The organism is Mycobacterium sp. UNC410CL29Cvi84 (assembly GCF_000686745.1).
Classification (GTDB): domain Bacteria; phylum Actinomycetota; class Actinomycetes; order Mycobacteriales; family Mycobacteriaceae; genus Mycobacterium; species Mycobacterium mucogenicum_B.
In genome coordinates, this window is sequence record NZ_JMLM01000006.1 from 390,253 (window position 1) to 407,764 (window position 17,512).

Sequence of the window (17,512 nt, forward strand, 5' to 3'; positions counted from 1 at the left end):
AGCAGTTCGAGAGATTAGGCAAGGTTCTTAGGCGTGGCACGCGATTACTACGGCCTGCTCGGCGTGAGCAAGGGCGCCAGCGACTCGGAGATCAAGAAGGCCTACCGCAGGCTGGCCCGGGAGCTGCACCCCGACGTCAACCCCGACGAGGGCGCCCAGCAGCGGTTCGCCGAGATCAGCACCGCCTACGAGGTCCTCAGCGACCCGGAGAAGCGGCGCATCGTCGACCTCGGCGGTGACCCCATGGAGAGTGGCGGAGGCGGCGGCGGTGCAGGTGGCTTCGCCGGCTTCGGGGGCCTCGGCGACGTGTTCGAGGCCTTCTTCGGTGGCGGCGCGTCCTCGCGCGGTCCGATCGGCCGGGTGCGACCGGGCTCGGACTCGCTGCTGCGCCTGCGGCTGGACCTCGAGGAGTGCGCGACGGGCGTCACCAAGCAGGTCACCGTGGACACCGCGGTGCTGTGCGACCTGTGCCAGGGCAAGGGCACGCACGGCAATTCCCAGCCCGCCCGCTGTGATACCTGCCACGGCCAGGGTGAGGTGCAGACGGTCCAGCGCTCGCTGCTCGGCAACGTCATGACATCGCGGCCCTGCCCGGTGTGTGGTGGCGTCGGCGAGGTCATTCCCGACCCGTGTCACCGCTGCGGCGGCGACGGCCGGGTGCGCGCGCGGCGCGACGTCAGCGTCAAGATTCCGGCCGGTGTCGGTGAGGGCATGCGGGTGCGTCTCGCGGCCCAGGGCGAGGTCGGGCCGGGCGGCGGACCCGCCGGCGACCTGTACGTCGAGGTGCACGAGCAGGCGCACGAGCTGTTCCTGCGCGACGGCGACGACCTGCACTGCACCGTCTCGGTGCCGATGGTCGACGCCGCACTCGGCACCACGGTCACCGTCGACGCCATCCTGGACGGACCCACTGAGATCACCATCGCGCCGGGCACCCAGCCCGGTTCGATCACCACGCTGCGCGGCCACGGCATGCCGCACCTGCGGTCCGGGGTCCGCGGCAACCTGCACGCGCACATCGACGTCGTGGTGCCGACGCGGCTCGACAACCGTGACCTGGAACTGCTGCGCAAGTTCAAGGAGCAGCGGTCCCGCGACGTCACCGAGGTGCGGTCGACACAGGCCGTGGCCGGCGGCGGGGGCGGCCTGTTCAGCCGCCTGCGCGAAACCTTCAGCGGCCGTTAGCCTTCGGGGCCCTTGGTGAGCCGGGCACTGTTCTACGTCGACGCGGTACCCGAGGTCGGCGGCCTCGCCGTCGTCGACGGCGACGAGGGATTCCACGCGGCGACGGTGCGACGCATCCGTCCGGGCGAGGAACTCGACCTGTCCGACGGGGCCGGGACGTTGGCGCACTGCGTGATCGAAGACGCCGTGAAGGGCCGGTTGACGGCACGCGTGCTGTCGGTCACCGAGGTCCCGGCCGCGGTGCCGACGGTGACTGTGGTCCAGGCCCTGCCCAAATCCGACCGCTCCGAGCTGGCCATCGAATTGGCCACCGAGGCCGGCGCCGACGCCTTTGTGGCATGGCAGTCCGAGCGCTGCGTCGCGCGCTGGGACGGTACGGCCAAGGTGGAGAAGGGTTTACGACGCTGGAGTGCGGTGGCCCGGTCGGCGGCGCGGCAGTCCCGTCGCCCGTACGTGCCGTCGGTCAGCGGCCCGGTGTCGACTGCTGAGCTGGTGGCCTCGATCGGTGCGGGCGTCACGTTGGTCTTGCATGAATCAGCGGAAGTGCCATTGCGCGAGGTGGTTTCGTCGTCCACCGAGGCGGTGACGCTGATCGTGGGGCCGGAAGGCGGTATCACCGACGGTGAGGTGGCGGCGCTGGTGGCCGCCGGCGCCGTCGCCGTTCGGCTGGGACCGTCGGTATTGCGGACGTCGACCGCCGCGGCCGTCGCGTTGGGCGCCTTGGGTGTGCTGACGCCGCGCTGGCAGGTCTAGCACTCAGCCCGGCCGACGAACCTCATACTCGCCCAACCACGTTCGGGCATGAATTCGGCTATCGATGCTCACCGCGGAGGTAGGCCGCCTGTGCCTCGGCGACCGCGTCGTCGGCCTGCTGCGGTGTCGGCAGGTCGGGTGCATTGGTCTCGATGATGGCCTCGACGCGCTCGTCGTCGAGCCCTTCGGCCGCGAGGACGCCTTCGATGAGTGCCCGTTGTACCGCGCGGCCCTTCATGTTCGCGAGCTTCGCGGTCGCGAGGATGCTGCGGGCGAGTTCGGTCTCGGGCATCGAGGCCGCCTTGGGGGCCAGCTTGATCCGCTGGATGGATCCGGCGATGGACGCCTCGGCCGTGACGTTGCCGGCGGGATCGGACACCGCGAACACCACCACACGAGGTGCGTCGTCCGGCGTTTCGTCGTCGTCATCCGAGGCGCCACCGGTTTCCGGCTCCATCGCATCCGCGTAGGAACCCGCCGTCTCGTCGTCGTACGTCTCGTTATCCGACGTCACCAGGTGGTCGAGACCCGAATCGTCCGGGTCTGCATCTTCACCGCCTTCGGTGGCGAAGTAATCGAGCGAGCTCTCGGGTTCGGCGAGATGCTCGTCGTCGTCGTGATCGTCCCAAGAATGGTCTGACATCGATCAGATCTGCATCTGCTTGCCGAGGTTGGAGCCTTCCTGCGCATCCGTCTGGTCGTATTGCGCCGCGGCCTTGGTCAGATTCGAGGCCAGGTTGCGCGACTTGTTCATCATCTGCTCGCAGGCGGCCTTGCGCGCGTTGTTCGCGGCGCTCAGTGCCGATTGCGTCGACATGCACAGCGGCCCGTGGGTCGCGAGCACCTTGACCTCGACATAGGACGTGGTGTTGCCGGCGGCGCTGAACGTCGCGGCCGCATCGGTCTGTTTGGTGGAGAGCGCCTGCAACTCTGAGGTCTCCACGGTGAGCTTGCCGCCCATGTGTTGCTCCTTTCGGAAAAGCCGGAAAAACTAGGTTTCGGTCGTGATGCGCGGGGGCGCAGTGGGATTCGACGGGTCCAGGCTCACGTGCACGGGGCCTTTTGCGGTGTCGGGATCGACGGCCACCTCGACGTGGTGGGCGCCGTCATCGAACGACACCTGGATGGGCGCGCGTCCCGCAGGCGACTCCGACCCGGCGGCCGCGCCGGGCGGATTCTCCCCGGCGGCTTGGGCATTGGGGTCGGCGGCCGGGTCGTCCGGCTTGCCGTCACCGTCCTTGTCGGCACCCGGCGCGTTCGGGTCCTGTGCGTTCGGATCCTGCTTGCCCTGTTGGGCGGCCTGCGCCGCCTGCGTCGCGGTCTGCGCCGCCTGGCCGGCCAGTCCGGCGAGGGTGCCGAGGAGACCACCGCCCCCGCTGCCGGAGCCACCGCCGCCCATCTGTGGCAGCGACGGCATCCCGCCCATGCCGGACCCGGCGCCGGTGCCGGCACCCGATGCCGCTGGGGCGGAGGGCATTTCGGGCACCTCGGGCATCTTCGGCATGTTCGGAGCGCCGCCGCCGGAGCCCGACCCGCCACCGGAGCCTGAACCGCCGCCGGAGCCCGAACCGCCGCCACCGCCCGTGCCGGGCGAGCCCGTCGGGTTGCCGGTGCCGGGCGGGTTGTTCGTGGGCGGGCCGTACGGCGAATTCGTCCCCGGCTGCCCCGGCTGGTTGGGGTTGCCGGGCGCATTGGGGTCGGCGTTGCCGAAATCCGGTCCGTCGCCCGGCTTTTTCGCCGGTGGCGGCGGCATGGTGCTCAGCGGCGGGGCGTGCGAGGCACTCTGGTACATGCTCGTCGCTTGGCTCAATTGCGCTGCGTTGCTCGAAGATTGAGCCATCATGTTGCTCATCGTCACGGCCGAAGCCGCGGCGGCGACGGCGACCGACGCGGCCTGCAGCGCGAGCGACTCGGGGGCGCCGATGACCGTCGCCTCCAGCGCGAGGCAGACGGGGATCATCGCGCCGAGGCAAGTGGCGATGTTGTCCATCTGCTGGCGGCCCGCGTCGACCTGTTCGGCTTCGGCGCTCAGGATTTGTACGACGAGATTGTCGGCCTGCAGCAGCTGTTCGGCGCTGCCGATCTGTTCGGCGTTCCGGTTGGAGTAGGCCGTGGAAGAGGTGCCTTGCCACACGGTCGGATAGGCGCTGCTGAGTCCGTCGCCGGCGGCCTGGAAGAGCTCGGCGCCGTCGGAGAACGATTCCCCGGTGTCCGGATCGCCGATGCCGAAACCGAGCCCCGCGAAGTCCAGGGCCCACAAACCGCCCTCGATGATGGGTGTGCCCGCGGCCGCGGGCATCAGCATCTTGGCGACGTCGCCGGCATCGCTGAGCAGCCCGACGGCGCCCATCGGATCGCCTTCCATCAGCTTCTTGACGTTGTCGGCGATGTCCGAGGCGGTGTCCAGGACGTCGTTGGCCTTGTCGAGGATGTCGTTGATCTTCTCGCCGAGGCTCGGGCTGTCACCGCCGTCGTGCTCGCGCCGGTGCGAGTTGCCGTCGTGATCGTCGTGGCGCCGGGGGTTGTGGTCGTTGCGGTCGTTGTGGTTGGGCCGGGGGATGCGCACCGTGGGCTCGTCGTCGTGGCGCGGATGGCGGTTGTGCGGCGTATGGTGCGATCCGCCGTGATTGCCGCGACCCCTACCCATGCAGAACCCTCCCCGATTCCTCATCGCCCCGGCGGACCCTCGCCGGTGAATTTGAGCCTAACAGCGGCGAACACCCCTCCATTGCGCTAATTCGGAACTCTGTGGGGCGGTCGGAAGGGCCGAACCGTGTGGCCTGGGTTACAGCAATTCCTGCCAGTAAACACTAATTTCCTGCCAGCGGAATTAATCCTTTGACCTGCCTGTTTACATGGATGTCACAGCGACTCGGGTCGCAAGGTGACAAAGACGGACAGAAGACGCGAAGGGGAACACCTCATGAAGAATTTCGGAATTGCAGCAGTTATCGCCGGTGCACTGGCCACCGGCGCCATGGGGTTCGCCGTTCCCGCCGTGGCCGCCACCGGGCCCGCACCGACAGGGGTGCAGGCAACAGTGGTGCCGACGGGAGTTGATCACCTGAACTGGCTGGACGATGTGCACCAGGGCGCCAAGTCGCCCAAGGTCGACACCAACGTTCACCAGAGCCGGTAATCGGCGACCATAACTACTCACACCCGCGGGCGGTACCGAAAGGTGCCGCCCGCGGTTGCGTGACCAGCCAACTCGTTGGGCGTGCCTTCGGCCCGGCGGTAGAATGTGCTCCTCAGCTCGACACCAGAAAGCAGGCATCGAAAACCACGTGACGCCCCGCGATACGAACGCCGCCGCGTCGCGCTCCTCGGAGCTCGACCCGTCGGTTCGAAGCAGCATCACTGTTCCGCCTGATCTTGTCGTGGGCCTGCTCGGCTCGGCCGACGAGAATCTGCGAGCCCTGGAGAACCTGCTGGCGGCCGACATCCACGTCCGCGGCAATTCGCTCTCGATATCCGGCTCGCCCGCTGACGTGGCGAAGGCCGAGCGTGTGGTCAGTGAGCTCATCACGATCGCCGCCGGCGGGCAGACGCTGACCCCGGACGTCGTCCGCCGCAGCGTCGGCATGCTCGACGGTGCCGACGCCGAGTCGCCGGCACAGGTGCTGACGCTCGACATCCTGTCTCGCCGCGGCAAGACCATCCGGCCCAAGACGCTCAACCAGAAGCGCTACGTCGACGCCATCGATGCCCACACCATCGTCTTCGGCATCGGCCCCGCCGGTACCGGCAAGACGTATCTGGCAATGGCCAAGGCCGTCAGTGCATTACAGACCAAGCAGGTCAGCCGGATCATCCTGACGCGTCCCGCTGTCGAAGCGGGGGAGCGCCTGGGTTTCCTGCCGGGCACCCTCAACGAGAAGATCGACCCGTATCTGCGGCCGCTGTACGACGCGTTGCACGACATGATGGACGCCGAGATGATCCCGAAGCTCATGGCAGCCGGGGTGATCGAGGTTGCGCCGCTGGCCTTTATGCGGGGTAGGACGTTGAATGACGCGTTCGTCATCCTCGACGAGGCGCAGAACACCACCGCCGAACAGATGAAGATGTTCCTGACCCGCTTGGGTTTCGGTTCCAAGATCGTCGTGACCGGTGACGTCACGCAGATCGACCTGCCGGGCGGCATGCGGTCGGGTCTGCGGTCGGCCATCGAGGTCCTCGACGGCATCGACGACATTCACATCGCCGAACTCACGAGTGCAGATGTGGTGCGCCACAAGCTGGTTTCGGAGATCGTCGACGCGTACGAAGCGGCGGAAGCCAAAGTGAGCGAGCACGGTCTGGCCAACCGCGCGCACCGTCGAGCCACCGGCCGGACGAGGCGGTGACGCAGTGACGGTCGAGGTTTCCAACGAGTCGGGGATCGACGTATCGGAAGACGAGCTGATCAGCGTGGCACGGTTCGTCATCTCCAAGATGGACGTGAACCCCGCCGCTGAACTCTCGATGGTGCTGGTGGACCAGTCGGCGATGGCCGATCTGCACATGCGCTGGATGGACCTGCCGGGTCCGACGGATGTGATGAGCTTCCCGATGGACGAGCTCGAACCCGGCGGCCGCCCGGATGCGCCCGAGCCGGGGCCCTCGATGCTCGGCGACATCGTGCTGTGTCCCGAGTTCGCCGCGAATCAGGCTGAGGCCGCGGGACATTCGCTGGGCCATGAGCTGGCGCTGCTGACCGTGCACGGCGTGCTGCACCTGCTGGGCTATGACCACGCCGAGCCGGACGAAGAAAAAGAGATGTTCGACCTGCAGCGTCAGCTGCTCGAAGAGTGGGTCGCCGACCAGGTGCACGCCTACCACAAGGATCGGCAGACCGAGAAAGACCGCCGGCTGCTTGACAAGTCGCGGTACTTCGACGAACCGTGACCGGGTTGACGCCGTTGATCGGCGCCATAGTGCTCGTCGTGATCGGCGGGGTTTTCGCGGCGATCGATGCCGCCATCAACACCGTCTCCATCGCGCGCGTCGACGAGCTGATCCGGGATGAGCGGCCCGGTGCGGTGCGGCTGGCGAAGATCGTCCGGAACCGGCCGCAGTACGTCAATCTCGTTGTGCTGCTGCGGGTTGTCTGCGAGGCATCGGCGACGGTCCTGCTGGTCGACTACCTCGACGAGCTGATGACGCGCGGGTGGGCACTGGTGTCCGCCGCGGCCATCATGGTGGTCGTCAGCTTCGTCGCCATCGGCGTCGGCCCCCGCACCGTCGGGCGGCAGAACGCCTACTCCATCTCACTGCTGTCGGCCCTTCCGCTGCAGGTGATCGCGGTGCTGCTGACCCCGATCAGCCGGCTGCTGGTGCTCATCGGTAACGCCCTCACCCCGGGCCGGGGCTTCCGCAACGGACCGTTCGCCTCGGAAATCGAGCTGCTCGAGGTCGTCGACCTCGCCCAGCAGCGTGGCGTCGTGGCCGCCGAAGAGCGGCGAATGATCAAGTCCGTCTTCGAACTCGGCGACACCCCGGCGCGCGAGGTCATGGTGCCCCGCACCGAGATGGTGTGGATCGAGAGCGACAAGTCGGCCGGGCAGGCGACCTCGCTGGCGGTCCGCAGCGGACACTCCCGCATCCCGGTGATCGGGGAGAACGTCGACGACGTCGTCGGCGTCGTCTATCTCAAAGACCTTGTGGAGCAGACCTACAACTCCACCAACGGCGGCCGCGAGACCAAGGTGGCCGACGTGATGCGTCCCGCGGTGTTCATGCCGGACTCCAAACCACTCGACGCCCTGCTCAACGAGATGCAGCGCACCCGCAACCACATGGCGCTGCTGGTCGACGAGTACGGCGCGATCGCCGGCCTGGTGTCGATCGAGGACGTGCTGGAGGAGATCGTCGGTGAGATCGCCGACGAATACGACACCGACGAGGTGCTGCCGGTAGAAGAACTGGGCGACAACCGGTTTCGGGTGTCGGCCCGGCTACCGCTGGAAGACCTCGCCGAACTGTGCGGCTTCGAGGTCGACGGCGACTTGGACGTCGACACCGTCGGCGGGCTCCTGGCGCACGAACTGGGGCGCGTGCCGCTGCCGGGCGCCGAGGTTCGGGTGTCGTTTCCGTCGCATCGATCGCAGCACCCGGCGACCCTCCAGTTGCGGGCCGAGGGCGGCCGCGACCATCGCGGCCGGGTCCGGATCGGCACCGTGCTGGTGATCCCGGTCGAGCCGCAACGTACCGAGGCTGCGGATTCCGCAGCAGAAGGAGAACCCGATGAGTGACGAATTCCGTTCTGGCTTCGTCTGTTTGGTCGGCCGGCCGAACACCGGCAAGTCGACGCTGACCAACGCGCTCGTCGGCACCAAGGTCGCCATCACGTCGAATCGGCCGCAGACCACCCGGCACACCATCCGCGGCATCGTGCACCGCGAGGACTTCCAGATCATCCTGGTCGACACCCCCGGGCTGCACCGGCCGCGCACGCTGCTCGGCCAGCGGCTCAACGAACTGGTCAAGGACACCTATTCCGAGGTCGACATCATCTGCCTGTGCATCCCGGCGGACGAGGCCATCGGGCCCGGTGACCGCTGGATCTACCAGCAGATCCGCACTGTCGCGCCGCGAACCACGCTGCTGGTGGTCGTCACCAAGACCGACAAGGTGCCGCGCGACAAGGTCGCCGCGCAGTTGCTGGCGGTCAGTGAGCTCACCGAGGGCAAGTCCGAGATCGTGCCGGTGTCCGCGGTGGCGGGTGAACAGGTCGACGTCCTGATCGACGTGCTGGCCAGCAAGTTGCCGCCGGGCCCGGCGTTCTACCCGGATGGCGAACTCACCGATGAGCCCGAGGAAGTGCTGATCGCCGAGCTCATCCGCGAAGCCGCGCTGGAAGGCGTGCGCGACGAGCTGCCGCACTCACTGGCGGTGGTCATCGAGGAGTTCACCGAGCGCGAAGGCCGCACCCCCGAGCAGGGCGAGATGTGCGACATCCACGCCATCATCTACGTCGAGCGCGACAGCCAGAAGGGCATCGTGATCGGCAAGGGCGGCTCCCGGTTGCGTGAGGTCGGCACCGCGGCGCGCACCCAGATCGAGAAGCTGCTCGGCACCAAGGTCTATCTGAATCTGCGCGTCAAGATCGCCAAGAACTGGCAGCGCGACCCGAAACAGCTTGGCAAGCTCGGCTTTTAATATCCCGTTCTCCTCGCGAGCTGGGGGCACCTCCCGCTGGCGAGCAGACGTAAAACTGTCATTTTCACGCGAAAATCGACAGTTTTACGTCTGCTCGCGAGGAGTCAGGACCACCAGTTGTCGGGCTGCTTGGTGGCCCAGCCGCTGATCGCCTCCAGACTGGCGGCCAGGGAGATCAGCAGCGGCTCGCTGCCTTCGGGACCCATCAGCTGCACACCGATGGGCAGCCCGTCGGCGGTGAAGCCGGCCGGGACGTTGATCGACGGCCAGCCGAGCGCGTTCCACGGCCAGCACACCGGGCACGCCGCGATGATGGCGCGGTCGGTGGCGGTGCTGCCGAGCCGGTCGAAGGCGTCGATCAGCGGTGGCGGCTGCGCGGTGGTCGGCGCCAGCACGACGTCGACGAGATTGAAAATCCAGCCGATGCGGCGCTGATGGGCGGCTTCGCGCCGCCGTGCCTCGCGGAGCGCGTGCTCCGACAGCAGCCATCCCGTCCGGATGTTGGCCCGGGTGCGGCGGTCGAGGGTCACGTCGGGTCCCACCCGGTCGCGCCATTCGGCGAGTCCCGTCGTGGAACGGGCCAGGAAGTCCACGGACAGCTGCAGTCCGTACTCCGGATCGTCCGGCCGGACGGTGTGCCCGAGTTCTTCGAGTTGTCCCGCAACGGTGTTCAGCGCGGCCCGGATCTCCGGATGCAACCGGGCGGGGAACAGGGTGAACGGAAACTTGGTCGACAACGCGACGCGCAAAGGACCCGGTGCCCGGCCGACGGCCTCGGCCGCGGCGATGGGCGCCGGTTTGTGGAGATCACCGTCGACGTTGCCGGAGGCGGCGTCGAGAACCAGGGCCGCGTCGGCGACCGTCCGGGCCAGCACCCCGTTGACCGTGATGCCGTTGAAGGCCTCGGGCAGCGGCCAGGTGGAGATGCGTCCGCGCTGCGGCTTGATGCCGACCAGATGGGTCCATGCGGCGGGGATGCGGACGCTGCCCGCACCGTCGGATCCGATTGCGGCGGTGACCAATCCGGCCGCGACGGCCGCGGCGCTACCGCCCGACGACCCGCCCGGGGTGTGCTCGCGCGACCAGGGATTGCGGGTGTGCCCGAAACCGGGCCCGCTGGTGAACGGCCACTGGCCGAGTTCGCAGGTGTTGGTCTTGCCGACGATCACCGCGCCGGCCGCCTTCAGCCGGCGCACCACCTCGGCGTCCGCGGTCGCCGAGGGCACGTCGCCGTCGGTGCCGAACCGGGTCGGCACGCCCGCGACGTCGACGTCGTCCTTGATCGCGATGGGTACACCAAGGAGCGGAAGGTGTTGTCCGGCAGCGCGTTTGCGGTCTGCTTCGGCGGCGTCGGCGAGTGCCTGTTCGGTGAAGACCACCCGGAAGGCGTTCAACTCGAGCTGGCTGGCGGCGATCGCGTCCAGCGACTGCCGCACGATCTGCTCTGACGTCACCGTGCCGCTCGCGAGCCGGTACAACTGCTGGGTCAGGGTGGGGAATCGGGGCTGCGCGGAACGTTCGGCCATGACGATTTATGAGGATAGTGGTGCGCACTCGCCCGGCGCTGCCTAACCGAAGTTGTCGGTCCGCGATGGGACAATCGCCCGATGCGGTTGTACCGGGATCGAGCGGTCGTGCTGCGCCAGCACAAGCTCGGCGAGGCCGACCGGATCGTCACGCTGCTCACCCGCGACCACGGGCTGGTCCGCGCGGTGGCCAAGGGCGTGCGACGGACCCGCAGCAAGTTCGGCTCGCGGCTGGAGCCGTTCGCCCACATCGACGTGCAGCTGCATCCCGGCCGCAACCTCGACATCGTCACCCAGGTGGTGTCCCTCGACGCGTTCGCCGCCGACATCGTCAACGACTACGGCCGCTACACCTGCGGCTGCGCCATCCTGGAGACCGCCGAACGGCTGGCGGGTGAGGAACGCAACCCGATGCCGGCGCTGCAGCGGCTCACCGTCGGCGCGTTGCGGGCCGTCGCCGACGGCAGCCGGCCCCGTGAACTGGTGCTCGACGCCTATCTGCTGCGCGCCATGGGGATCGCCGGTTGGGCGCCGGCCATCACCGAGTGCGCGCGCTGCGCCGCACCCGGTCCGCACCGGGCGTTCCATGTCGCGGCCGGCGGCAGCGTGTGCGTGCACTGCCGGCCGTCGGGCTCGGTCACCCCGCCGCAAGGTGTGCTGGATCTGATGGCCGCGCTGCACGACGGCGACTGGGAGTTTGCGCAGGCCTCACCGACGGGGCACCGGAGCCAGGCCAGCGGGCTGGTGGCCGCGCATCTGCAGTGGCATCTGGAGCGTCAGTTGCGGACATTGCCCCTCGTCGAGCGCGTCTACCGTCCCGATACCGCACTCATTGAGCAACGCGTGACCCTACTCAGGCAGGATATTGCCCATGGCACTCAACCGGGCGCGCAAGACCAGCTATCCACAGCTGCCACAGGCGCCTGACGACTATCCGATTTTCCCGGACGTTTCGACCTGGCCCGTGGTCTTCCCGGAGCTCCCGCCGAACTCCAACGGCCGCTTCGCACGGCCGCCGCAGCACCCGTCCAAGGCCGTGGCACCGCAGATTCCCGCCGACCAGGTACCCAACCACGTCGCCGTCGTCATGGACGGCAACGGCCGGTGGGCCACCCAGCGCGGGCTCGGACGTACCGAGGGTCACAAGATGGGCGAGGCGGTGCTGATCGACATCACCTGCGGAGCCATCGAACTGGGCATCAAGCACCTGTCGGTGTACGCGTTCTCCACCGAGAACTGGAAGCGCAGCACCGAAGAGGTGCGGTTCCTGATGGGCTTCAACCGTGAGGTGGTGCGTCGCCGCCGGGAGAACCTCAACGCGATGGGCGTCAACATGCGGTGGGTCGGGTCCCGGCCGCGCATGTGGAGCAGCGTCATCAAGGAGTTCGACATCGCCGAGCAGATGACGGTCGGCAACGACGTCATCACCGTCAACTACTGCGTGAACTACGGTGGGCGCACCGAGATCGTCGAAGCGGCGCGTCAACTCGCCGAGGAGGCGGCCGCCGGCAAGATCAATCCGAGCCGCATCTCCGAGGCATCGGTCGCCAAGCATTTGCACCGCCCCGACATCCCCGACGTGGACCTTTTCATCCGCACCTCGGGCGAGCAGCGCGCCAGCAACTTCATGCTGTGGCAGGCGGCGTACGCCGAGTACGTCTTCCAGGACAAGCTGTGGCCGGACTACGACCGCCGCGACCTGTGGGCCGCGTGCGAGGAGTACGTCAACCGGAACCGACGGTTCGGGAGGGCCTGATGTCGGACTTGTTGCAGCGGTTGGCGTCGGTGCTCGCCGACTCGGTCACCATCGTCGAAGAGAACGACGGCGCGCTCACCGTCGCACACGACGGAACGGTGGCGTCACTGCGCGTGGTGAACATCGGTGAGGGCCTCGACCTGGTCTCGCTGACGCAGCCACTGGCGTGGGATATCAAGCTGGACAACAAGGTTCGGGACCGCGTGGCCGATCACGCGGGTCGCACCATGCTCGGCTCGGTGGTGCTGGTGGAGCGGGCCGGTGATCCGCGGTCCAATGGCGCCAAGAAGGTCGGCGACGTGATGCTGCGCTACAACTTCCCGGCCGCTGGACTCAGCGACGACGCCCTGTCCACCCTGGTCATGCTGGTGCTGTCCACCGGTGTCGACGTGCGGGCCGACCTGACGTCGTGACACCCTCATGACCGTCATCCGGATCGTCGCCGCGGTGGTGGACGATGAGTACGGGCGCCTGCTGCTGGTCCGCAAGCGCGGGACGACGGCGTTCATGCAACCCGGCGGCAAGCTCGAACCGGGGGAGTCGCCGGTCGACGCGCTGGCCCGCGAGATCCGGGAGGAACTCGGGGTCGGCATCACCGACGTGCGGGAGTTGGGTCACCACACCGCGGTTGCCGCCAACGAACCCGGGCACACGGTCGACGCCGAACTGTTCTTCGTGCGGCTCGACGGCGTGCCGCAGATCGCCGCCGAGATCGAAGAGATGGCCTGGATCGATCCGGATGCACCCGGCGACATCGAATTGGCGCCGCTGACGGCCGAAGCGGTGCTGGAGTGGGCGCGGAGCCGGCCGGCTCTCGAGTCCTGAATCTCAGGCGGCGGCGCAGGCCGAGCACACCCCGAAAATCTCGATGGTGTGGCTGACGTCGGAAAAGCCATGGGCGGCAGCGGTTTCGGTGGCCCAGGCCTCGACCTCGGTACCGGCCACCTCGACCGTGGCGCCGCACTGCCGGCACACGAGGTGATGGTGGTGGTGGGCCTGCGAGCAGCGCCGGTAGAGCGCCTCGCCGCTGTCGTTGCGCAGGCTGTCGACCTGTCCGGCCGCGGCCATCGACTGCAGGGTGCGGTAGACGGTCGTCAGGCCGATGCCCTCGCCGCGGCGGCGCAGTTCGTCGTGCAGCTCCTGGGCGGACCGGAACTCTTCGACGTTGGTGAGCAGCGCGGCGATCGCGGTGCGCTGCTTGGTGGACCGCGTGGGGGCGCTCATGACCGTTCCTCCTCGACGTGCGCGATGGCGTCGACGACGATGTGCGCGAGGTGGTGGTCGACCAGGCGGTACATCACCTCGCGGCCGGCGCGCTCACCGGCGACGACCCCGGCCGACTTGAGGATGCGCAGGTGCTGGCTGACGAGTGGCTGCGGGACGCCGAGGGCGTCGACGAGTTCGTGCACGCAGCGCTGCGATTCCCGCAGCTGCATCACGATGGCGATGCGGATGGGGGCGGCGAGGGCGCGCAGCAGGTCGCCGGCGGCGTCGAGCGTCTCCCGCGGCGGGGACGACGGAAACGGCGCACCGCTGTGCTGGTGGTCGAGCTCGTCATGCGTAGTGGTGGGTGGCACCCCGGCAACTCCCGGCTATTGGAAATAGTTTTCATTTAGCTTTCCATGCGCGCTTACGCATGTCAAAGGATGGGTGCGACATTGGCCGATCAGCGGGGCCTTTAGGCTGGACGGGTTGCATCCCAGCTGACTCGAGGAGTGCTCGAACATCGTGGCGTCCATCATCGACACCGTTGCCAACCTGGCCAAACGCCGTGGTCTGGTCTTCCAGTCCGGCGAAATCTACGGCGGCACCAAGTCTGCGTGGGATTACGGGCCACTGGGTGTCGAGCTCAAGGAGAACATCAAGCGCCAGTGGTGGAAGTCCGTCGTCACGTCCCGCGACGACGTCGTCGGCCTCGACAGCGCGATCATCCTGCCCCGCCAGGTGTGGGTGGCCTCGGGCCACGTCGCGGTGTTCAACGACCCGCTGGTCGAGTGCCTGAACTGCCACAAGCGGCACCGCCAGGACCACATGCAGGAGGCCTACGCCCTGAAGAAGGGCCTGGATGACCCCGATGCCGTGCCGATGGACGAGATCGTCTGTCCGGACTGTGGCACCAAGGGTCAGTGGACCGAGCCGCGTGACTTCAACATGATGCTCAAGACCTACCTCGGCCCCATCGAGTCCGAGGAAGGCATGCACTACCTGCGCCCGGAGACGGCGCAGGGCATCTTCGTGAACTTCGCCAACGTGGTGACCACCGCGCGCAAGAAGCCGCCGTTCGGCATCGGCCAGATCGGCAAGAGCTTCCGCAACGAGATCACGCCGGGCAACTTCATCTTCCGCACCCGCGAGTTCGAGCAGATGGAGATGGAGTTCTTCGTCGAGCCCTCGACCGCGCCGGAGTGGCACAAGTACTGGATCGACACCCGCTTCCAGTGGTACGTCGACCTGGGCATCAACCCGGAGAACCTGCGGCTCTACGAGCACCCGCTGGAGAAGCTGTCGCACTACAGCGCCGGCACCACCGACATCGAGTACAAGTTCGGCTTCGCCGGCAACCCGTGGGGTGAGCTCGAAGGCATCGCCAACCGCACCAACTTCGACCTCAGCACCCACGGTGAGCACTCGGGCGTCGACCTGTCGTTCTACGACCAGGGCACCGACACCCGCTACGTGCCGTACGTCATCGAGCCCGCAGCCGGCCTGACCCGCTCGCTCATGGCGTTCCTGGTCGACTCGTACCACGAGGACGAGGCGCCCAACGCCAAGGGCGGCGTCGACAAGCGCACGGTGCTCAAGCTCGACCCGCGCCTGGCGCCGGTCAAGGCCGCGGTGCTGCCGCTGTCGCGCAACGCCGACCTGTCGCCCAAGGCCCGCGACCTGGCCGCCGAGCTGCGCAAGAACTGGAACGTCGAGTTCGACGATGCCGGCGCGATCGGCCGCCGCTACCGTCGCCAGGACGAGATCGGCACGCCGTACTGCATCACGGTCGACTTCGACTCGCTCGAGGACCACGCCGTGACCATCCGCGAGCGTGACGCGATGACGCAGGAGCGCGTCGCCATCGACGCCGTCAGCGACTACCTCGCGGTGCGCCTCAAGGGCTGCTGACGGCCAACTGTCAAGCACAAAGTCAGGCTGAGAGCGCTGTTGAGCGGATATCCGCTTACCGACGCCCTCAGCCTGACGTTGTGTGTGCGCATCGGCGGAAATTTTGCCGCCGGGGACCCGCCGCAGGCTCGAATAGGATGTGAGCCAAGGGGATTAGAGGGGGCGGCGTGGGAGTACTCGGCGCATTTCTTTCGACGTGGGACGACGCGCGCGCGGCGTTCGGGTCCGGCACGCCGGTCGTCGGGGCTGACTTCGACATGAGCGCACAGTTCCAGGAACTGCGGCGGACGGTCCAGGCGGTGGCGCCCGGCGGGGAGTGGACGGGCACCGCCGCCGAGGCGTACGACGGCAGTAACCAGAAGCACGCCCGGGCTCTCGGCAAGCTCGCCGAACTCGACCGGCGCCTCGGCGCCGAGGTCGATCGGTCCGCGGCCGTGGTGACGGCAGGCCGCCGCGATCTCGACTCCGTCAGGCAGTGGGTGCTCGACGCGGCCGTCAGCGCTCCGCCCACCGAGGCGGGGGACCAGGCGCTGCTCCCGGTGGTGGCCAAGGGGACTGCCGACATCACCGAAATCCTCAGTCGGTCGAATGCGGACCTCAACACCATCGCCGCGCGGATCCGCGAGATCGGCTCGGGCTACGACGAACTCGCCGGGCGCGGCGCGCAGCCATGAGGTGGTACCTCGGCGCGCTGGCCGGGTTCCTGATGGTGTGCGCGCTCTCCGCGTGCGCCACCGAGGTGGACCGAGAGCAGAAGGCGCCAGTTTCCGCAGAGACGGCGGCGGCATTCGGTGATGTGACACTGCCGCAAGGCGCCCAGGTTCTCGCCACTGTCACCGACTCGGGCCGCGATACCCGATATCGCGTGGCGTTGCGGCTCACCGACGGCCAGTTGCGCGAATTCCTGGGCCAGTTCCCGGCGCCGCCGCGGCCGTCCGACATTCCGAAAACGATGACGGGCCTCGCCGGACCGGCGTTGTCCGGTGCACCCGAGCCGCTGTTCCTGCAGGACAAGGTCACCACCAAGGACCACAAGCTGGTCAACCGCGAAGTCGTCGTCGACGAACGCGGGCCCGACGAGGTGTACGTCCACCTCTCGTTGTTCACCACCTGAGCCGGTGCTGAGCAGTTCGTCAGCACCCGTCGGCTATCCCGTTGTGCTTTCGGTATAGCGTGACGGTCATGACGCGCGTTTCGGTGATCACCGGCGGTGCCGGCGGCATGGGACTGGCGACGGCCAAGATCGTCGGGCGGGACCACACGGTGGTGCTGGCCGATGTCCGTCAGGACCGCCTCGACGCAGCCGCGGCCGAATTGGCCGCCCTCGGCATAGCCGCGACGATCATCAACGCCGATGTCACCGATCGCGCCGCAGTGGACCAGTTGTTCACCACCGCAACAGGTCTCGGCCCGATCGCGTCGGTGATCCACGCCGCCGGTGTCAGCCCGAGCATGGGGGCGGCGGACTACGTCGCGCGCACCAACGCGGTCGGCACCGTGAACGTCAACGAGGCCTTCCATGGTGTGGCGAATGCGGGCGCGGCGATCGTCAACGTGGCGTCGATGGCGGCGCACCTGATTCCCGACGAGATCATCCCGACGGCGAAGTTCCCGCTGGCGCTCATCGACGAGGCGGCGTTCCTGGCCGAGATCGTGGCGGCCTGTGCATTCGCGCCCGAGGAACTGCGCTCGGGTATGGCCTACGGCGTGAGCAAGAACTTCGTGAAGTGGTACAGCAGTTCGCAGGCCGAGCGTTTCAACGCCAAGGGGCTGCGCATCGTCTCGGTGTCACCGGGCTCGGTCGACACCGAGATGGGGCTGCTCGAGGCCGACGCGGGTGCCGGCGCGATGGTGATGAACGCCGCGGTGCCGCGCTGGGGCAAGGCCGAGGAGATGGCCGAGCTGTTCGCGTTCTGCGCCAGCGACAAGGCCGGTTACCTCACGGGCACCGACATCCTGAACGACGGTGGCGTGGTCGCCTCGATGCGCGAGCGGGCCCGCCTCGCCGCCGCGGCGGGCTGATCGCTCACCGCGA

General features: G+C 68.0%; 21 protein-coding genes. 15 read left to right on the top strand and 6 right to left on the bottom strand.

What is annotated here, in order from left to right; genetic code table 11:
- The first annotated feature begins 33 nt into the window (after window positions 1-33).
- Entirely contained in the window at window positions 34-1,185 is a 1,152-nt protein-coding gene (gene dnaJ, locus BR47_RS0110165) for a molecular chaperone DnaJ (protein WP_029119437.1), read from the top strand.
- Between the two features lie 15 nt (window positions 1,186-1,200).
- The gene (locus tag BR47_RS0110170) at window positions 1,201-1,938 is read left to right on the top strand and encodes a 16S rRNA (uracil(1498)-N(3))-methyltransferase (RefSeq protein WP_020102095.1); all 738 of its coding nucleotides are present in this window, start codon (window positions 1,201-1,203) and stop codon (window positions 1,936-1,938) included.
- 58 nt (window positions 1,939-1,996) lie between these two features.
- Here BR47_RS0110170 and BR47_RS32020 read toward each other — a convergent pair whose 3' ends face one another.
- Genes BR47_RS32020 through BR47_RS34005 form a run of 3 tightly spaced genes read right to left on the bottom strand, consistent with a single transcriptional unit; the run spans window position 1,997 to window position 4,585 of the window.
- Entirely contained in the window at window positions 1,997-2,581 is a 585-nt protein-coding gene (locus BR47_RS32020; RefSeq protein WP_029119438.1) for a hypothetical protein, read from the bottom strand.
- 3 nt (window positions 2,582-2,584) lie between these two features.
- Window positions 2,585-2,899, bottom strand: coding sequence for an ESX-1 secretion-associated protein (locus tag BR47_RS32025; RefSeq protein WP_051634715.1), 315 nt, complete (start codon window positions 2,897-2,899; stop codon window positions 2,585-2,587).
- Between the two features lie 30 nt (window positions 2,900-2,929).
- Window positions 2,930-4,585 carry an EspA/EspE family type VII secretion system effector gene (locus BR47_RS34005; protein WP_029119439.1) on the bottom strand — a complete coding sequence of 552 codons (1,656 nt, stop codon included), beginning with the start codon at window positions 4,583-4,585 and terminating at the stop codon, window positions 2,930-2,932.
- A 276-nt stretch (window positions 4,586-4,861) separates the two neighbouring features.
- Between BR47_RS34005 and BR47_RS0110190 the strand changes: the two genes are divergently transcribed.
- The 5 genes from BR47_RS0110190 to era all read left to right on the top strand — a co-directional run bounded on the left by BR47_RS0110190 (window position 4,862) and on the right by era (window position 9,081).
- The gene (locus BR47_RS0110190) at window positions 4,862-5,077 is read left to right on the top strand and encodes a hypothetical protein (protein ID WP_029119440.1); all 216 of its coding nucleotides are present in this window, start codon (window positions 4,862-4,864) and stop codon (window positions 5,075-5,077) included.
- Window positions 5,078-5,225: 148 nt separating this feature from the next.
- Entirely contained in the window at window positions 5,226-6,287 is a 1,062-nt protein-coding gene (locus tag BR47_RS0110195) for a PhoH family protein (protein ID WP_029105368.1), read from the top strand.
- A gap of 4 nt (window positions 6,288-6,291) precedes the next feature.
- Window positions 6,292-6,828 carry an rRNA maturation RNase YbeY gene (gene ybeY, locus BR47_RS0110200; protein WP_020102089.1) on the top strand — a complete coding sequence of 179 codons (537 nt, stop codon included), beginning with the start codon at window positions 6,292-6,294 and terminating at the stop codon, window positions 6,826-6,828.
- Window positions 6,825-8,174: a hemolysin family protein gene (locus BR47_RS0110205; RefSeq protein ID WP_020102088.1), complete on the top strand. Its 1,350-nt coding sequence runs from the start codon at window positions 6,825-6,827 to the stop codon at window positions 8,172-8,174. The genes ybeY and BR47_RS0110205 overlap by 4 nt, the downstream gene beginning before the upstream one ends.
- Window positions 8,167-9,081: a GTPase Era gene (gene era / locus BR47_RS0110210; RefSeq protein ID WP_020102087.1), complete on the top strand. Its 915-nt coding sequence runs from the start codon at window positions 8,167-8,169 to the stop codon at window positions 9,079-9,081. Before BR47_RS0110205 ends, era begins: the two co-directional genes overlap by 8 nt.
- A gap of 104 nt (window positions 9,082-9,185) precedes the next feature.
- Here the strand turns inward: era and BR47_RS30180 are convergent, their stop codons facing one another.
- Window positions 9,186-10,607, bottom strand: coding sequence for an amidase (locus BR47_RS30180; RefSeq protein ID WP_036426994.1), 1,422 nt, complete (start codon window positions 10,605-10,607; stop codon window positions 9,186-9,188).
- Window positions 10,608-10,688: 81 nt separating this feature from the next.
- Between BR47_RS30180 and recO the strand changes: the two genes are divergently transcribed.
- From recO to BR47_RS0110235, 4 genes are read left to right on the top strand one after another with little or no spacing between them, the layout of a single operon-like run.
- A complete protein-coding gene (gene recO / locus BR47_RS0110220; RefSeq protein WP_020102085.1) occupies window positions 10,689-11,534 on the top strand; it encodes a DNA repair protein RecO in 846 nt (281 codons plus the stop codon).
- Window positions 11,479-12,363, top strand: a complete 885-nt coding sequence (locus tag BR47_RS0110225) for a decaprenyl diphosphate synthase (RefSeq protein WP_020102084.1) — start codon at window positions 11,479-11,481, stop codon at window positions 12,361-12,363. Before recO ends, BR47_RS0110225 begins: the two co-directional genes overlap by 56 nt.
- On the top strand, window positions 12,363-12,776 hold the full coding sequence (locus BR47_RS0110230) for a hypothetical protein (protein WP_020102083.1): 414 nt from the start codon (window positions 12,363-12,365) through the stop codon (window positions 12,774-12,776). Before BR47_RS0110225 ends, BR47_RS0110230 begins: the two co-directional genes overlap by 1 nt.
- Before the next feature lie 7 nt (window positions 12,777-12,783).
- The gene (locus tag BR47_RS0110235; protein ID WP_020102082.1) at window positions 12,784-13,188 is read left to right on the top strand and encodes an NUDIX hydrolase; all 405 of its coding nucleotides are present in this window, start codon (window positions 12,784-12,786) and stop codon (window positions 13,186-13,188) included.
- Window positions 13,189-13,191: 3 nt separating this feature from the next.
- On the opposite strand, the gene BR47_RS0110240 is transcribed toward BR47_RS0110235, so the two are convergent.
- Together BR47_RS0110240 and BR47_RS0110245 are read right to left on the bottom strand one after the other, a co-directional pair.
- Window positions 13,192-13,587: a Fur family transcriptional regulator gene (locus tag BR47_RS0110240; RefSeq protein WP_020102081.1), complete on the bottom strand. Its 396-nt coding sequence runs from the start codon at window positions 13,585-13,587 to the stop codon at window positions 13,192-13,194.
- Window positions 13,584-13,940 carry an ArsR/SmtB family transcription factor gene (locus BR47_RS0110245; RefSeq protein WP_020102080.1) on the bottom strand — a complete coding sequence of 119 codons (357 nt, stop codon included), beginning with the start codon at window positions 13,938-13,940 and terminating at the stop codon, window positions 13,584-13,586. The genes BR47_RS0110240 and BR47_RS0110245 overlap by 4 nt, the downstream gene beginning before the upstream one ends.
- A 151-nt stretch (window positions 13,941-14,091) precedes the next feature.
- Here BR47_RS0110245 and BR47_RS0110250 point away from each other — a divergent pair, with 151 nt between their 5' ends.
- The 4 genes from BR47_RS0110250 (at window position 14,092) to BR47_RS0110265 (ending at window position 17,499) form a co-directional block, all read left to right on the top strand.
- Window positions 14,092-15,477: a glycine--tRNA ligase gene (locus BR47_RS0110250; RefSeq protein ID WP_020102079.1), complete on the top strand. Its 1,386-nt coding sequence runs from the start codon at window positions 14,092-14,094 to the stop codon at window positions 15,475-15,477.
- 167 nt (window positions 15,478-15,644) lie between these two features.
- The gene (locus BR47_RS30185) at window positions 15,645-16,151 is read left to right on the top strand and encodes an EspA/EspE family type VII secretion system effector (protein WP_036426996.1); all 507 of its coding nucleotides are present in this window, start codon (window positions 15,645-15,647) and stop codon (window positions 16,149-16,151) included.
- Window positions 16,148-16,591: a hypothetical protein gene (locus BR47_RS0110260; protein ID WP_020102077.1), complete on the top strand. Its 444-nt coding sequence runs from the start codon at window positions 16,148-16,150 to the stop codon at window positions 16,589-16,591. The genes BR47_RS30185 and BR47_RS0110260 overlap by 4 nt, the downstream gene beginning before the upstream one ends.
- Before the next feature lie 68 nt (window positions 16,592-16,659).
- Window positions 16,660-17,499, top strand: a complete 840-nt coding sequence (locus tag BR47_RS0110265) for an SDR family oxidoreductase (protein WP_029119441.1) — start codon at window positions 16,660-16,662, stop codon at window positions 17,497-17,499.
- Window positions 17,500-17,512 lie beyond the last annotated feature (13 nt).

Excerpts from the sequence above, each read along its gene's own strand:
- BR47_RS32020 (WP_029119438.1), bottom strand. The coding sequence starts at position 2,581 with ATGTCAGACCATTCTTGGGACGATCACGACGACGACGAGCATCTCGCC.
- BR47_RS32025 (WP_051634715.1), bottom strand. The coding sequence starts at position 2,899 with ATGGGCGGCAAGCTCACCGTGGAGACCTCAGAGTTGCAGGCGCTCTCC.
- BR47_RS34005 (WP_029119439.1), bottom strand. The coding sequence starts at position 4,585 with ATGGGTAGGGGTCGCGGCAATCACGGCGGATCGCACCATACGCCGCAC.
- BR47_RS0110190 (WP_029119440.1), top strand. The coding sequence starts at position 4,862 with ATGAAGAATTTCGGAATTGCAGCAGTTATCGCCGGTGCACTGGCCACC.
- era (WP_020102087.1), top strand. The coding sequence starts at position 8,167 with ATGAGTGACGAATTCCGTTCTGGCTTCGTCTGTTTGGTCGGCCGGCCG.
- BR47_RS30180 (WP_036426994.1), bottom strand. The coding sequence starts at position 10,607 with ATGGCCGAACGTTCCGCGCAGCCCCGATTCCCCACCCTGACCCAGCAG.
- recO (WP_020102085.1), top strand. The coding sequence starts at position 10,689 with ATGCGGTTGTACCGGGATCGAGCGGTCGTGCTGCGCCAGCACAAGCTC.
- BR47_RS0110225 (WP_020102084.1), top strand. The coding sequence starts at position 11,479 with ATGGCACTCAACCGGGCGCGCAAGACCAGCTATCCACAGCTGCCACAG.
- BR47_RS0110230 (WP_020102083.1), top strand. The coding sequence starts at position 12,363 with ATGTCGGACTTGTTGCAGCGGTTGGCGTCGGTGCTCGCCGACTCGGTC.
- BR47_RS0110235 (WP_020102082.1), top strand. The coding sequence starts at position 12,784 with ATGACCGTCATCCGGATCGTCGCCGCGGTGGTGGACGATGAGTACGGG.
- BR47_RS0110240 (WP_020102081.1), bottom strand. The coding sequence starts at position 13,587 with ATGAGCGCCCCCACGCGGTCCACCAAGCAGCGCACCGCGATCGCCGCG.
- BR47_RS0110260 (WP_020102077.1), top strand. The coding sequence starts at position 16,148 with ATGAGGTGGTACCTCGGCGCGCTGGCCGGGTTCCTGATGGTGTGCGCG.
- BR47_RS0110265 (WP_029119441.1), top strand. The coding sequence starts at position 16,660 with ATGACGCGCGTTTCGGTGATCACCGGCGGTGCCGGCGGCATGGGACTG.